The organism is Mycobacterium senriense (assembly GCF_019668465.1).
GTDB classification, from domain to species: Bacteria; Actinomycetota; Actinomycetes; order Mycobacteriales; family Mycobacteriaceae; genus Mycobacterium; species Mycobacterium senriense.
This window is the reverse complement of the sequence record NZ_AP024828.1, coordinates 294003-308073: the sequence shown is the minus strand read 5'-3', so window position 1 is coordinate 308073 and position 14071 is coordinate 294003. Positions and strand designations below refer to the sequence as shown.

At 67.4% G+C, this 14071-nt stretch carries 12 protein-coding genes; 9 read left to right on the top strand and 3 right to left on the bottom strand.

From position 1 onward, the window contains the following. Positions 1-83 precede the first annotated feature (83 nt). Positions 84-977: an oxidoreductase gene (locus MTY59_RS01525; RefSeq protein ID WP_221044118.1), complete on the bottom strand. Its 894-nt coding sequence runs from the start codon at positions 975-977 to the stop codon at positions 84-86. A gap of 185 nt (positions 978-1162) precedes the next feature. Here MTY59_RS01525 and MTY59_RS01520 point away from each other — a divergent pair, with 185 nt between their 5' ends. The 7 genes from MTY59_RS01520 to MTY59_RS01490 all read left to right on the top strand — a co-directional run bounded on the left by MTY59_RS01520 (position 1163) and on the right by MTY59_RS01490 (position 11454). Continuing rightward, positions 1163-2155, top strand: coding sequence for a diacylglycerol/lipid kinase family protein (locus tag MTY59_RS01520; RefSeq protein WP_221044117.1), 993 nt, complete (start codon positions 1163-1165; stop codon positions 2153-2155). Between the two features lie 464 nt (positions 2156-2619). Next, positions 2620-5871 carry a thioester reductase domain-containing protein gene (locus MTY59_RS01515; protein WP_221044116.1) on the top strand — a complete coding sequence of 1084 codons (3252 nt, stop codon included), beginning with the start codon at positions 2620-2622 and terminating at the stop codon, positions 5869-5871. A gap of 43 nt (positions 5872-5914) precedes the next feature. Beyond that, positions 5915-6823 (top strand): metal-dependent hydrolase, encoded by a 909-nt coding sequence (locus MTY59_RS01510; RefSeq protein WP_221044115.1) that lies wholly within the window; start codon positions 5915-5917, stop codon positions 6821-6823. Positions 6824-6825: 2 nt separating this feature from the next. Then, on the top strand, positions 6826-7755 hold the full coding sequence (locus MTY59_RS01505) for an alpha/beta fold hydrolase (protein ID WP_221044114.1): 930 nt from the start codon (positions 6826-6828) through the stop codon (positions 7753-7755). Positions 7756-7757: 2 nt separating this feature from the next. Continuing rightward, entirely contained in the window at positions 7758-8840 is a 1083-nt protein-coding gene (locus tag MTY59_RS01500; RefSeq protein ID WP_221044113.1) for a PDR/VanB family oxidoreductase, read from the top strand. Between the two features lie 32 nt (positions 8841-8872). Then, the gene (locus MTY59_RS01495; protein WP_221044112.1) at positions 8873-10069 is read left to right on the top strand and encodes a cation:proton antiporter; all 1197 of its coding nucleotides are present in this window, start codon (positions 8873-8875) and stop codon (positions 10067-10069) included. Between the two features lie 98 nt (positions 10070-10167). Next, complete coding sequence (locus MTY59_RS01490) at positions 10168-11454, top strand: hypothetical protein (RefSeq protein WP_221044111.1); 1287 nt, start codon at positions 10168-10170, stop codon at positions 11452-11454. 2 nt (positions 11455-11456) lie between these two features. On the opposite strand, the gene MTY59_RS27605 is transcribed toward MTY59_RS01490, so the two are convergent. Further along, positions 11457-11588, bottom strand: coding sequence for a hypothetical protein (locus MTY59_RS27605; protein WP_284145702.1), 132 nt, complete (start codon positions 11586-11588; stop codon positions 11457-11459). A gap of 151 nt (positions 11589-11739) precedes the next feature. Here MTY59_RS27605 and MTY59_RS01485 point away from each other — a divergent pair, with 151 nt between their 5' ends. After that, positions 11740-12714, top strand: a complete 975-nt coding sequence (locus MTY59_RS01485) for an Acg family FMN-binding oxidoreductase (RefSeq protein ID WP_221044110.1) — start codon at positions 11740-11742, stop codon at positions 12712-12714. A 9-nt stretch (positions 12715-12723) separates the two neighbouring features. Here the strand turns inward: MTY59_RS01485 and MTY59_RS01480 are convergent, their stop codons facing one another. After that, positions 12724-13140 carry a pyridoxamine 5'-phosphate oxidase family protein gene (locus MTY59_RS01480; RefSeq protein WP_221044109.1) on the bottom strand — a complete coding sequence of 139 codons (417 nt, stop codon included), beginning with the start codon at positions 13138-13140 and terminating at the stop codon, positions 12724-12726. 219 nt (positions 13141-13359) lie between these two features. Between MTY59_RS01480 and MTY59_RS01475 the strand changes: the two genes are divergently transcribed. Next, positions 13360-14028, top strand: a complete 669-nt coding sequence (locus MTY59_RS01475) for a response regulator (RefSeq protein WP_221044108.1) — start codon at positions 13360-13362, stop codon at positions 14026-14028. Positions 14029-14071 lie beyond the last annotated feature (43 nt).

Genomic DNA, 14071 nt, shown 5'->3' with positions numbered 1-14071 from the left:
CTGGGTGCGGTTTGCGCTACCCATCCAATCTAGCCGCGTCCCGCGCGGCGGGCGCGCGACAGGATTGCCCGGGCCGGGACGCCTCAGAGCGGGAATTTGGTCCCGGTTAGCCGCTCGGACAGTTCCCAGAGGGCGGTGGCGGTGCGGGCGCGCTTTGCCGGCCAGTTGCGCCACGTCGGCTGGGTGCGACCGTACAGTCCGAATCGCGGGCCGACGAAGGTGTCGCCCGGCAAATCCTGCGAGACCGCGTACAACGTCTGACGGGCGCCGAAGTCGGCGTCGGTGGACACGATCCGGTCGACCGCCAGGACCGCCGCGTCGCCCAGCTTGCGGCCGGAGTTTCCCTGCAGGTTGGTGTGCGACCAGCCGGGGTGTGCGGCCAGCGCGCGCAGCGAGGTGGGGACGGCGTCCAAGCGCCGCTGCAGCTCCTTGGTGAACAGCAGGTTGGCCAGCTTCGACTGGCTGTAGGCCAGCCACGCCGAATACGGCCGGGACTGAAAGTTGAGGTCTTTGAGGCTGATGTAGCCGAAGTGGTGCATCAGCGAGGACACCGTCACCACGCGGTCGGTCAGCTTGGGCAACAGCAGGTTGGTCAAGGCGAAGTGGCCGAGGTGGTTGGTGCCGATCTGGCCCTCGAAGCCGTCGACGGTGACCGCGTGCTTGGTGGCCATGATGCCGGCGTTGTTGATCAAGACGTCGACGGATTCGATGTCCTCGGCAAAGCGCCGCACCGAGGACAGGTCTTGCAGGTCGAGCTGGCGCACCTCGGCTGTCCCGGCCGTCTTCCCGGTTGCCGACCCGGTCATGCGTGCGGCGGCGGCCCGGCCCTTGTCGGTGTTGCGGACGGCCAGGATGACGTGGCCGCCGACTCGAACCAACTCGCGGGCGGTGATCTCGCCCAGCCCGGCGTTGGCCCCGGTGATGATGACGGTGCGTCCGGCGAACGAGGGCAGCTCCGCTGCGGTCCAATCGGGCATGGCAAACACCCTAACTTCGCAATTGCGACGGGGGTTCTCGGGCCGCGGCGCCGTTCGGCTGAGTGCGGCAGCGTTACTGGTCCTCCGGTACGCCCGGGTATCGTGCCTGGGATGACCAGCGAAATCCCACCTGACCGGTTGCCCGACGGGCGGAATCTTGTCGGGTACGCGCCGGGGATCGCCGGATGTACCTAGGCATCATCGTCAATCCGAAAGCGCGGAAGAATCGCGCCGCTTCCGCCGACCGCATCGCCGGACTGCGTCGCATCGTCGGCTCCCGCGGCGAGGTGCACCAGACCAACTCGATCGAGGAGCTTCGCGACGCCATCCGGCAGCTCGCCCCCCGTGTCACCCATCTGGTGGGCGACGGCGGCGACGGCGCACTGCACTGGTTGATCAACGAGATCGAGCGCTGCGTCAGCGATCCGCAACGCTGGCCCGCGTTCGTCCCGACCAATGGCGGCAGCGTCAATGCCGTGGCACGCAAGGCCCGGGTGCGCGGGCGACCCGAAGGGATCATCCGTGCGCTGACGGCCGCCGCCGAGGCCGACCGACCACCGCCCGACGTGAGCCTGGACACGTTGGTGCTCGACGGCGAAACCGCCGACGGCGCGGCGTTTCACCGGCTCTGCTTCGGGCTGGCGGCCGGCGGCGTCGGAAACCGGTTCTACGACCGGTATTACGACTCACCGGATCACGGTCGGCTGGCCGTCGCCCGGGTGATCGGCCGTAGCTTCGGCGACTACATCACCTCCAAAGTCGCCCCCGGCCGGGTGAAGACGCCGAATTTCGCCTCCATCCTGTTCACCCCGACCCGAGCGCGCGTGGTGATCGACGGCGACGAGGTCCCCTCGCGCACGCACAGCCTGCTGCACGCCGGCGCTATCGACTTGCGCATCGGTGGCCCGTTTCGGTTGTTCCCCAAGGCTTCCGAGCCCGGTGCGCTGCATTTTCAGGCCGGAAACCTGCGACCGTCCAAGATCGTGGCGCAGCTCCCGACGGCCCTGACCAACGGCATGCTGCGCGGCGAAGGGCTACGCGACGTCATCGGCCACGAGATGATCATCGAAGCCGAGGACGAGCCGCTGTCGCCCATAATCGACGGCGAGCGTTTCCTCGGCATCGTGAAACTGGTGGCCCGCGCGGGCCCGCGTATCCGCATCGCCCAGCCCGCGTAGCCGGCTACCGACGGCGCCGTCGCGCGGATCGGCCGGCACGCCGCCGGTTCGGCGGCCCCCGGCCTGCCGGGCGCGTAGAACCCCGTCGGAAATTGGTGTTTTCCGCTTTGCAATTGCGTCAATAGGTGTGATGAAAATAAAAGTCTTATTTTGGGCCGTCTACGCGTTGGGCCGCAAATAGGAAACACGTGAATTCGTAGATACGCAGTTCAGTATTTCATGTCCACGAGCGGCTGTAATGCCTGCTCGTTGACCACTGAGATACTGACATACGTATGCACGTAGATCAGCATTCGTGCAATTAATTTCGGCTTCTAAGTTTATCCTGTGAATGTAGTGTGCGGTGGCCATTAAGGTTGCTCGAGACTTTGCTCGTGCCGGGTGCGCGGCGCTACATTGGATTTATATTTACGACGGAAGTCATTCTCGGGCGAAGCCAACCTGGAAGGGGGATCACTCCTACGATGGAGACGCTGATCGATTACCTGCACAAGTGGGAAGCGCAGAGGCCGGACCAGACCCTCTTCCGGTTTGTCGACGCCGACGGCCGCGAACTCGAGCACTACACCTACCAGGCCTTCGCCGAACGCACCCGCGAGCTGGCCGCTTACCTGTCCCGGGAGGCCGGCCTCAAGTCAGGCGATCGTGCGCTGCTGGTTTACCCGCCCGGTCTGGAGATGATCGCGGCGCTGTATGCGTGCGCGCGGATCGGAGTCATCGCCGTTCCGGTCAGCCCTCCCTTGCCGATGTCCTTCGATTCCGGGCTCGCCAAGCTCAGTTTCATCGCCCGCGACTGCCAGGCCGTGGCCGTGTTGTCGACCAAGCAGTTCGAATACGACTTCCGCCAGTTGCTGGGCCAGCGTGACGGCGAGCAGGTCTGGACGCGCGGATCCGATGCCGGCCTGCCGGAGCTGCCCTGGTACGCGACCGACGGCGCGCAGGACTTCGGCGGCGCTCCCGTCGCGGACACCCCCGGCGAGGTGCTTTTCCTGCAATACACCTCGGGCTCGACCAGCGATCCCAAGGGCGTGATCGTCACCCACGCCAACGTCATCGCCAACGGCTTTGCCTTCACCGGCGACGTGGTGCTGGCCTCGTGGCTGCCGCAGCACCACGACATGGGGCTGATCTCGGCCTACATGTTCATCGTGCTGCTTGGCGGCTCGACGCACGCGATGTCGCCTCTGGACTTCCTCGCCCGGCCGTCGTCGTGGCTTCGGCTCATCAGCGACGTGCGCGCCACCCACACGCCGGGGCCCAACTTCGCGCTCGAATACTGCCTGCGCGAGGACAAGCTGCCCGACTCCGAATTGGCCGGCGTCGACCTGAGCAGCCTCGAATGCATCGTGGTGGGGGCAGAGCCGCTGCGCGCCAACACCTTCGCTCGCTTCCGGGAGCGGTTCGCCGAGCACGGTCTGCGGCCCGAGGCACTCACCGGCGCCTACGGCATGGCCGAATCCACCCTGATTGTGTCGATTCGCGGGCGCCAGACCATCGCGGTGAACAAGCGTGGGCTGGAGCGCAACGTCGCTCGCGTCGAAAAGGCACTGCCGGAGAACAGCAATCAGGTCCCGTTGGTCAGCTGCGGCAAGCCCATCGAGGGAACCCTGGTGCGCATCGTCGATCCGGAATCGCGGCAGGCGCTGCCCGAGGGGCGGGTCGGCGAGGTCTGGCTGGCCGGACCCTCCAAGGGGGCCGGCTACTGGAATCGTCCGGAACTCACCGCGGAGATGTTCGGCGCCCGCGTCGCAGGCGATGACGAGCACACCTATCTGCGGACCGGCGATCTGGGCTTCCTCTACGAGGGCGAGCTGTTCGTCTGCGGCCGCAGCAAGGACCTGATCATCGTCCGCGGCGTCAACTGCTACCCCTCCGACATCGAAGCCGTCGTCGAGCGCTCTGCCGCGCACGTGCGTAGCGGCTGCGTCGCCGCCTTCTCGGTTGAGCACGACGAGTCCGAAGCGCTGATCGTCGTCGCCGAGGTGCGCGACGAGCACAACCTTCCGGACGCCAAGGCCATGGCCCGTGCGATCCGGCGGCACTGCCACATCGACCCGCACGCGATCGTCTTCGCACCGCCGCGCAGCATTCCCAAGACCACGTCGGGGAAGATCCGGCGCGCCTCTACCCGCCAACTGTGGCTGGACGACAAGCTGCCCGCCTTCACGAGCTGGATCAACCAGTCGGCCAACCGGGCTCACGATGGGCTGGCAGGCGGTCCGCTGGAGCGCTTCCGCAACCTCATCGAGAGCTACGACCTCACCGGCGACGAGGACTGCTCGTTCGCCGATCTCGGCATCGACTCGCTGGCGCTGGCCGAACTCCGCACGGACCTGCAGGCGCTGCTGGAGGAGAACGGCGCGGGCGAGCTGGCCGAGGAGGTCAACACTCGCCTGCTGCAGCGGCTGACGGTGTCCGAATTCTTCGGGCTGATAAGCCAATTCGGCGAGGGATCCGGTCAGCCGCTCGACGCACTGCGCCGGGCGCTGGATCAGATCTCCGCCGAGTACGAGGCCGACGAGGCCGCCCAGATGCGCGCCGACGCGGCACTGCCGCTGCCGGAACTGGCACCCGCGCGGCCGGGTGAGCCCACCGACCTCCTGCTCACCGGGGCGACCGGATTCCTGGGGCCGTTCCTGGTGAACAGCCTGCTGACGCGCACCTCCTACACGGTGCACGCACTGGTGCGCGCCACGGACGCCGCGCACGGCCTGGACCGCATCGTCGCCTCGCTGCGTCGCGCCCAGTTGTGGACACCGGCGCTGGAAGCCGACGTCCGTGCACGGGTCCGCATCATCTGCGGCGATCTCGCCGAGCCCGCGCTGGGCATCGGCGAGGCGGCCTTTCAACAGCTGGCGCAGGACGTCGATGCCGTCGTGCACAACGGCGCCCTGGTCAACTACGTCCGCACCTACGACGCCCTGCGTCCCGCCAACGTGGAGGGCACCCGAGAGCTGTTGCGGCTGGCAATGACCAACCACCGCAAGGCTTTCCACCTCGTCTCCAGCACCTTCATCTACGGCTGGAGCACCCAGCCGGTGGTCGGGGAGTGGGACGCCAACGAAAAGATGGCCGGCCTGGACTTCGGCTACTCGCAGACCAAGTGGGTCGGCGAGCAGCTGGCACTGGCCGCGCAGCGCAAGGGACTCGACGTCCGTATCTACCGGCCCTCGCTGATCTCGCCGACCCGGGCGGGCTTCGGCAGCCAGGACGACATCCTGGTGCGGCTCACGGCGTTCATGATCGAGCACGGCGTCGCCGTCAACGCGCTCAACCAGATCAGCCTGCTGCCGGCGGACCTGATCGCGGATCACATCGTCACGCTGATGGGCCTGCCGGACGAGTCGGGAAGCGTCTTCAACATGACCGCGGACGACTACTACAACCTCACCGACGTCACCAGGATCCTGTCCGAGCGGTACGGGTATCGCTTTGAGTACCACGACATCCCGTCGTTCACCGAGCAGCTGAACCGCCGCTGCACGCCGAACGACCAGATGTACCCACTGGTCGACTTCCTCACCCGGTCGGCGGACAAGATCGCGGCGATGCGGGACAAGCGCTACGACAACACGCAATACCGACACCGGCGGGGGCTGACCAAGGTGCGCCTGCGCGAGCCGGCCCTGACCGAAACGGTCGACCATCTGGTCCGGTTCTTGCGCAGCGAGCGCTTGATCACTGAGGTGGAGGACGAGGCGCAGCGCAGCGCCTAGCCTTACGATCTGGCGACGGACGCGACGGAAAGGGATGGCCACGATGTTCACCGTCGATGACAAGGCAACCGGCCCGCACGACGCTTCGCTCGACCACGAGCGGATCGTCCTGCAGGCGCGTGACGTCGACTTCGACTGGTCGACGCTGCCGTTCTACTACGTGCCCAACGAGCCCTTCACCACCCACTTCTGCAACGTGCTGCACCTGTTGCTGCCGGCGGGTGAGGAGTTCATCGTCGACGCCTTCAAGGACACCTTGCCGCTGATCAAAGACGATCAACTGCGGCGGGATGTGCAGGGATTCATCAGCCAGGAGGCCATGCATTCCCAGGCGCACGCGGGGGTGCTCGGACATTTCGCGGTCAAAGACATCGACGTGACGCCGTTCACCGACCAAATGCGTTGGCTGTTCGGCCAACTCATCGGCGACCGGCCGCGATGGAGTCCGCGCCGTCGCCAAAGCTGGTTGCTCGAGCGGGTATCGATGGTGGCCGCACTCGAGCACTACACCGCCATTCTGGGCGAATGGATTCTCGACACCCCTCAGCACGACGCCATGGGCACCGACCCGGTGATGCTGGACCTGTTGCGCTGGCACGGCGCCGAGGAAGTCGAGCACAAGGCGGTCGCCTTCGACACCATGAAGCACCTGCGCGCCGGGTACTGGCGGCAGGTGCGCACCCAGCTGCTGATCACACCGGCGCTGCTGTGGTTGTTCGTCCGCGGTGTGCGGTTCATGTACTCCGTCGATCCCTACCTGCCGCCCGGCACCAAGCCGCGGTGGCGGGACTACTTCCGCGCTGCACGCCGGGGTTTGGTTCCCGGGCCATTCCAGTTCCTGCGGGTCATCGGCGCCTACTACACCCCGAGTTTCCATCCCTCCCAACTGGGCGGGGTGGGTCGCGCGGTCGACTACCTGGCCCGCTCACCCGCCGCCCGCGCGTCGCACTGACGATGACGACCGAAGTGGCTTCAACCGCGGTCGCCGCCTCCGACGGCGTGCGGCTGGCGGTGCACACCTACACCGACATCGATCCCGGGCGGCCCACCATACTGGCCATCCACGGCTACCCCGATAACCATCACGTGTGGGACGGGGTTGCCACGGCGTTGGGTCGCCGATTCAACGTGGTGGCGTACGACGTGCGTGGCGCCGGCCAATCCTCAACGCCGGCAGACCGTTCCGGGTATCGGCTCCCACAGCTGGTTGCCGACGTCGGCGCGGTGATCGAGCGCCTCGGCGTGGACAACGTGCACCTGCTGGCCCACGACTGGGGGTCGATCCAGGCCTGGGCGGCGGTCACCGACGACACGGTGATGGGTAAGGTCGCCTCGTTCACATCGGTCTCGGGGCCCCATCTGAGTTGCGTGGGCAAGTTCCTGCGGTCAGCGCGCACGCCGCGGGCGCTTTTCGACGTGGCCAAGCAAATCCTGGCCTCGTCCTACATCTGGTTCTTCCTGTGCCCGCGCGTGCCGGAGCTGGCGATCCGCTTCCGGGCGACGGTGAAAGTTTTTGATGCGGTTGAGCGCATCGGTGGGGCGAGCGCCGGCACTAGGCGCGGTGCGGCGTACCGCTCTACCGACGACTATCTCAACGGGCTGAATCTGTACCGCGCGAACATGCCGGCACCAATCCTGTCACCCCCGGCGCAATTGCCGCAGACCACCGTGCCGGTGCAGGTGCTGGTCGCACGCCAGGACTATTTCGTATCTCCTGCGCTGCAACGGTTTACCGGATCCATTCCGCAGGGCAGCAGGGTCGTGCCGATTGAGGGCGGCCACTGGGTGGTCACCGCGTATCCCGACGTCATCGCCCGGCTCACCGGTGAGTGGGTCGACCTGATCGCCCAGTCCACCGACCGTCGCGGCCTAGGCCAGATGTGAGGATGATTGTGACACAGACTATTTGGGATGGCATTCCGGCCGACTTGTACGGCCGCCGCAAACGTGACCGGATGTACACGGCGTTGTACGGGGTCGGTGCGTTGTTCGGCGGCCTGGCCTCGGCGTCGCGGTGGACGTCCTCGCGGGTGCGGTCCGTGCAGCGCACCACCACCGCGGTCGTCACCAACCGCGAACTGCTGGCGCCCGATGTGGTTGCGTTGACGCTGGCCGACCCGGCCGGGGGATTGTTGCCGTCCTGGACACCCGGCGCGCATATCGACGTTCGGTTGCCATCGGGTCGCCGCCGGCAGTACTCGCTGTGTGGTGCGCCCGGTCGGCGCACCGACTACCGTATCGCGGTGCGCCGCATCGCCGAGGGCGGCGGTGGCTCGATCGAAATGCACGACACCTTGCACGTGGGCGACCAATTCGAGTTCGAAGGCCCGCGCAACGCGTTCTACCTCGTGACCGACGAGCGCGAGGTGTTGTTCGTGATCGGCGGCATCGGGGTGACACCGATCCTGCCCATGATCCAAACGGCTCAGCAGCGCGGAATCAATTGGCGCGCGGTGTATGCCGGTTGCGGCCGGGAGTACATGCCGCTGCTCGACGAGGTGATCGCGGTGGACCCGGACCGGGTCACCGTGTGGGCCGACGACGAGCGCGGCCGATTCCCCACCGCGTCCGAGTTGCTTGCCGACGCCGGGCCGGCGACGGCTGTCTACGTGTGTGGCCCCACCGCCATGCTGGAATCGGTGCGCATCGCGCGTAACGAACACGCCGATGCGCCGTTGCATTACGAACGCTTCGGCCCTCCGCCGGTGGTCGACGGGGTTCCCTTCGAACTGGAACTGGCCCGCTCGCAGCGGGTGCTGCGTGTGCCTGGGAACCGGTCGGCGCTGGACGTCATGCTCGACCGCGATTCGACCACCGCGTACTCCTGCCAGCAGGGGTTCTGCGGCACCTGCAAGGTCAAAGTGCTTGGCGGGCAGGTCGATCGCCGCGGGCGTGCCGCGGAAGGCGATGACGAAATGCTGGTCTGCGTCTCCCGCGCGAAATCCGGACGCGTGGTGATCGACGCCTGAGCGCTCAGTTGCGCCACGTTTGACACCGCACCGTGCAAAATGGCCACGTGCAGGGATTCGGCTTTAACACCTTGGCGCTGCTGACCGCCGTCGGTTTCGCCGGCCCGGTGCTGGCCTCGGTGCCACGCCTGCGGATACCGGTGATCGTCGGCGAACTCATCGCGGGGCTGGTCATCGGCAAGACCGGTTTCGGCGTCGTCGATGCCACCGACCCGACCTTCCAATTATTCGCCAACATCGGCTTCGCGCTGGTGATGTTCGTCGTGGGCAGCCATGTACCGGTGCGGGACCCCGCGATGCGTTCGGCCGTGCCGAAGGCGTTGGCCCGAGCGGTCCTGGCCGGCGCCGCCGCGGCGGCCCTGGGGTTCGGGCTGGCCAGGCAGTTCGGCACCGGACACGCGGCGCTCTACGCCGTGCTGATGGCCTCGTCCTCGGCGGCCATGACGTTGCCGATGATCGACTCGCTGCGGCTGCGCGGGCCGCAGGTGCTGTCCGTGACCGCGCAGATCGCCATCGCGAATGCGGCCTGTATCGTATTGCTGCCCTTGGTAATTGACTTCCATCATGCGGCCACGGCGGCGCTGGGCGGGTTAACGATCACAGGCTGCGGGGTGCTGCTTTTCGTGGTGCTGCGCTGGGTCGACCGCCGGGGCTGGCGTCAACGCATGCACGACTATTCGCACCAGAATCAGCTGGCGCTGGAATTGCGGATCAACTTGCTGGTGCTGTTCGGACTGGCGATGCTGGCCGTCAGCACCGACGTGTCGATCATGCTGGCGGGCTTCGCGCTTGGGTTGGTGATCGCCACGGTCGGCGAGCCGCGGCGCCTGGCGCGCCAGTTGTTCGGCATCACCGAGGGCTTCTTCAGCCCGGTGTTCTTCGTCTGGCTCGGCGCCTCGCTTCAGGTACGCGAGCTGGGATCGCAGCCGAAATACCTTCTGCTCGGCGTGGGTCTGGGGCTGGGCGGTGTGCTGGCGCACTGTGTCGGACGCCTGCTCGGCCAGCCGCTCACCTACGCGGTGATGTCCTGCACGCAGCTCGGCGTGGCGGTGGCCGCCGCCACCATCGGCACCCAGCGGCACCTGCTTGCCGCGGGCGAAGCGTCGGCGTTGATGTTCGGCTCGCTGCTGACCATCGCCTGCACATCGATCGCGGGTGCTCTCGCGGCACGCGACCGGGGTGCCGCCGAACCGGACGAGCCCGCCAAGGCCGCCGAGCCCGTTCGATAAATCGGTTGGCCCGCAACGTTGACCGTGTGGCCTACAAAATTAGCGAAACCGCGCTGCGTACAGGGTTCAATTTCCTACCCCTGGGTCATGCTTAGGCAATGCCGAAGAAAATGCTGCGGGCGAATCCGCGGCCGGGATCCGGGTCGAAGAAGTCTCCGCTGGTGACCTGGCAGGCCGCCGGCCTGAGCATGGCCGTGATCGTGTCCGCGGCGGTGCACGGGTTGGGCGCCGTGGTCGGGGCGGCCGTCATGGTTCCGGTCATCTACGCCCTGGCGCGCTTGCATGCGCACGCGCCTAACGCGCGCAATACCGCCGAGCTGATCGGCGCCACCCTGGGCCGGCGAGCGGCGACGGCCGCGGGCATCGTTCAGCTGTGCGCCTACCTGGTGCTGGCCGCGAAGTTCGCCGCTTACCTCGGACTGGAACTGCTGCAGCTGTTTTCACCAAGCGAAGGCCCCGCCAGAATTGTGTCGTGGCTACCGGTTGTCGCCGTGGGGTCCGCTATCGTCGTCGGTGCCGCCGCGTGTGTGTCTCCGACGCGGAGCCTCGCGTCGGTCGTGGCGCCGCTGGTGCTCGCGGGCCTGCTCGTCTACGTCTACCTCGCCGTTGCGGTCACGGCCCGCGTCGCCGCGGGCAGTGACGCGGTCGTCATCGGCACGGCCGCAACGCAGGCCCAACTGTCCGGTCAGCTCGTCGGCTTCGGCCTGGGGATGGTGGGCGTTGAACTCGTCACGGTCCGCAGCGCGCGCATAGCCAGGCCGGGCAGGTCCATGTCGCTGGCCGTTGCGTTGGTGGCCGTGGCGGGGGTGGTGCTGTGGGTCGGTGATCACCAGGGGGTGGTGGGGCCCTGGCGATGGAGCGCCCGACACCTGGCCGAAGCGGTGCCACAGTTCTACGCCGACCCCGGCCAGAAATGGATGGCCATCGCGGGCATCGCGTTGGTCGTGGCCGCCGCGCTGGTCTCCGGCTGGGCCGCGGTGCGCGCCGCCGTGGGCCTGGCGGTCACGCGCGAGGCGACACCGAACGCCGGTCTGCGACTGGCGGTGGTGGGACTCGTCGCGGTTATTGCCGCCGTGGTCTCGGCGCACGGCGCGCGCTGGATCGGGCTGGTCATCCTGGGCGCGGCGCCCCTGCTGCTGATGGCACTGTATGTGTTTGTCTCAGAGGCCAATTCACGGATTCCCGGCGACAGTGTGGTGGCCTGGTGGGTCCGGCTGGTGATGCCCGCGCTGGCCGCGGTGGCGGTGGTCAAACCGCTCGTAGACTCCAAATTCGCCTCAGTCGAGGTCGCGACGGTGGTCGCCGCCGCGATCGGGGTATGCGCCGCGGGAGCGGCGGCGGCGCTGCTGATGCGGCCCCGCGATCGCACCGCCAAATCTGAGTAATCTTACGGATCCCCGCCAACGGCCCGCTGCCGCAGGCTTATTGGCATGACCGTTCCCAACAGCATGTCGAAAAGGCCGAACACTTGCGCCGCGCGCCACAGCGGCGTGGTGGGATCGGGGCCGTGATGCGCCATCGTGCTCAGCATAAAGGCGGATGGCCCCGCGGCGGACCGGCCACGAATATTGCCAAAGTCCCTTGAGCTAGAGCCGTCGTGCCCTCGCGGGGCCGCCGAGAACGCGTGATCGTGGATATCGGCAAGGCGCTAGGCGAGAGAGGGACCGGGTATGGACAGCCACTTTCCGAACGCCGGCACGATCCGGACCGCCCTGACTTTGGCGTCGCGCGCGCCGTCGGTGCACAACACCCAACCCTGGCGGTGGCGCGTCGACGCGGCGAGCCTGCAGCTGTACGCCGATCCGGGCCGGCAACTGCCCAACACCGACCCCGAGGGCCGCGACTTGATCCTCAGTTGCGGCACGGCGCTGCATCACTGCGTTGCGGCGTTCGCGGCGGTGGGATGGCGCTCCCGGGTGAGCCGGTTGCCGAACGCCGACGACCCCACCCACCTCGCCACGATCGAGCTGTCCCCTCAGGTCGCCGACTACGTCGACGTCGCACTCGCGGCCGCAATCCCGCGGCGGCGCACCGATCGCCGCCACTACAGCTCCTGGCCGGTGCCCATGGGTGATATCGCCCTGATGGCGGCGCGCGCCGCCCGCTCCGGCGTCACGCTGTGCCAGGTGGAAGACATCGACAGGCTGCACGACATCGTCGTCGAATCCGTCCGCGATCACCTGACCCAGGACTATCTCGCCGAGCTCACGGCGTGGAGCGGGCGCTACTTCTCGGTCGCGGGTGTTCCCGCCCGCAATACGCCGATATCCGATCCGGACGCCAAGATCCCGAGTCGCCTGTTCGCCGGCGCGGTCCTGCCGATGGCACCGGATTCGTCCTCGGCCGACGACAACTCCGTGGTGCTCGCGCTCGGCACCCGCCACGACGACCGGCTGGCGCAGCTGCGTGCCGGGGAAGCCACCAGTGTCGCGCTGCTCACCGCGACGTCGACGGGACTGGCCAGTTGCCCGGTCACCGAACCCCTGGAGATGCCCGCAACCCGCGAAGCGGTCCGCTCCGACATCTTCGGCGACAACAACTACCCGCAGATGCTGCTTCGGGTGGGCTGGGCGCCGATCAACGCCGACCCGCTGCCGGCGACGCCGCGACGCGACCTCGGCGACTTCGTCGAGTGGGCGAACTGATCGCGGCCGCTAAACGTCACCCGGCGGTGACCCGAACTGGAACCGGCGGCCGGTGACGCTCTGCGGAACGATGCGGACATAGTGCGTCTTTTCCGGCCTGGTCCACGGCAACACCTGCGCGCGCTCGGCCTCTTCGAGCTCCTCAGGGGTGCGCAGCGACCGCGCGGTGCCGCGGACGATCACGCTCCATGCCTCGGCGACGTTGTGGTCGTCGACCTCGAAGAGCACCCGATTGTCGATCGCGGAGCTGACGAGCTTGGTTCCGGCCGCGGTGCGGAACAGCACGGTCCGGCGCTGGACGACGTAGTTGACCGGAAAGATGTCGGGCTGACCGTCGGCGTAGGTGACCAGCCGGCCCAGCGCCAGGCTGCCCAGGAGCTCCCAGCACTCGTGCACCGGCAGGACGGTGACTCCGTCGTCGGTCATCAAGATTCCCTTCCCCGAATGCGACCGGTGTCCGCAATGGGCCAGTGCCGCAAGGCTATTGACGCGGCGCCCGCCGGGGCGTCGGCCGAAGGTCCTCAGCCGTGGGGACCAAAGTCGTTGAACCCGTTGCTTCTCGATGGCTCCCGTCGAGAATATGGGATATTGGTTTGGTCTGCCGCGAATCTTTCCAGTTGCGAGACCGGCAGGAAAGGGCCCGCCATGGTCAAGGTGTTCCTGGTCGACGACCACGAAGTCGTCCGCCGCGGTCTTTCCGATCTGCTCGCTTCCGACCCCGATCTCCAGATCGTCGGCGAGGCGGGCACGGTGGCGGAGGCAAAAGCCCGGATACCGGCGCTGCAGCCCGACGTGGCCGTGCTCGACGTTCGCCTGCCCGATGGCAATGGCATCGAACTGTGCCGCGACCTGGTATCGGATCATCCCGACCTGCGCTGCCTCATGTTGACGTCGTTCACGTCCGACGAGGCGATGCTCGAGGCGATCCTGGCCGGTGCCAGCGGATTCGTCGTCAAGGACATCAAGGGCATGGAGCTGGCGCACGCGATCAAGGAGGTGGGTGCCGGTAAGTCGCTGCTGGACAACCGGGCGGCCGCGGCGCTGATGGCGAAGCTGCGCGGCACGACCACGCGCGACGACCCGCTGTCCGGACTCACCGAGCAGGAACGCACGTTGCTCGGACTGCTCAGCGAAGGATTGACCAACCGCCAGATCGCCGCGCGGATGTTCCTCGCGGAGAAGACGGTGAAGAACTACGTGTCGCGGTTGTTGGCCAAACTCGGCATGGAGCGCCGCACCCAGGCGGCGGTGTTCGCGTCGAAACTCAATCAGCGGTCCGGCCCACCGTCGACGGCGCCGGACTGGTCTGGGTGACCGGCGGCGAACAGGGCTCGGCGTTCGCCGGACTCGGACAGCG

Bases quoted from the DNA above. Each gene is read 5' to 3' on its own strand.
- MTY59_RS01500 (WP_221044113.1), top strand. From the start codon at position 7,758: ATGATTGTGACACAGACTATTTGGGATGGCATTCCGGCCGACTTGTAC.
- MTY59_RS01525 (WP_221044118.1), bottom strand. From the start codon at position 977: ATGCCCGATTGGACCGCAGCGGAGCTGCCCTCGTTCGCCGGACGCACC.
- MTY59_RS01520 (WP_221044117.1), top strand. From the start codon at position 1,163: ATGTACCTAGGCATCATCGTCAATCCGAAAGCGCGGAAGAATCGCGCC.
- MTY59_RS01475 (WP_221044108.1), top strand. From the start codon at position 13,360: ATGGTCAAGGTGTTCCTGGTCGACGACCACGAAGTCGTCCGCCGCGGT.
- MTY59_RS27605 (WP_284145702.1), bottom strand. From the start codon at position 11,588: ATGGCGCATCACGGCCCCGATCCCACCACGCCGCTGTGGCGCGCGGCG.
- MTY59_RS01485 (WP_221044110.1), top strand. From the start codon at position 11,740: ATGGACAGCCACTTTCCGAACGCCGGCACGATCCGGACCGCCCTGACT.
- MTY59_RS01480 (WP_221044109.1), bottom strand. From the start codon at position 13,140: ATGACCGACGACGGAGTCACCGTCCTGCCGGTGCACGAGTGCTGGGAG.
- MTY59_RS01490 (WP_221044111.1), top strand. From the start codon at position 10,168: ATGCCGAAGAAAATGCTGCGGGCGAATCCGCGGCCGGGATCCGGGTCG.
- MTY59_RS01505 (WP_221044114.1), top strand. From the start codon at position 6,826: ATGACGACCGAAGTGGCTTCAACCGCGGTCGCCGCCTCCGACGGCGTG.
- MTY59_RS01510 (WP_221044115.1), top strand. From the start codon at position 5,915: ATGTTCACCGTCGATGACAAGGCAACCGGCCCGCACGACGCTTCGCTC.
- MTY59_RS01515 (WP_221044116.1), top strand. From the start codon at position 2,620: ATGGAGACGCTGATCGATTACCTGCACAAGTGGGAAGCGCAGAGGCCG.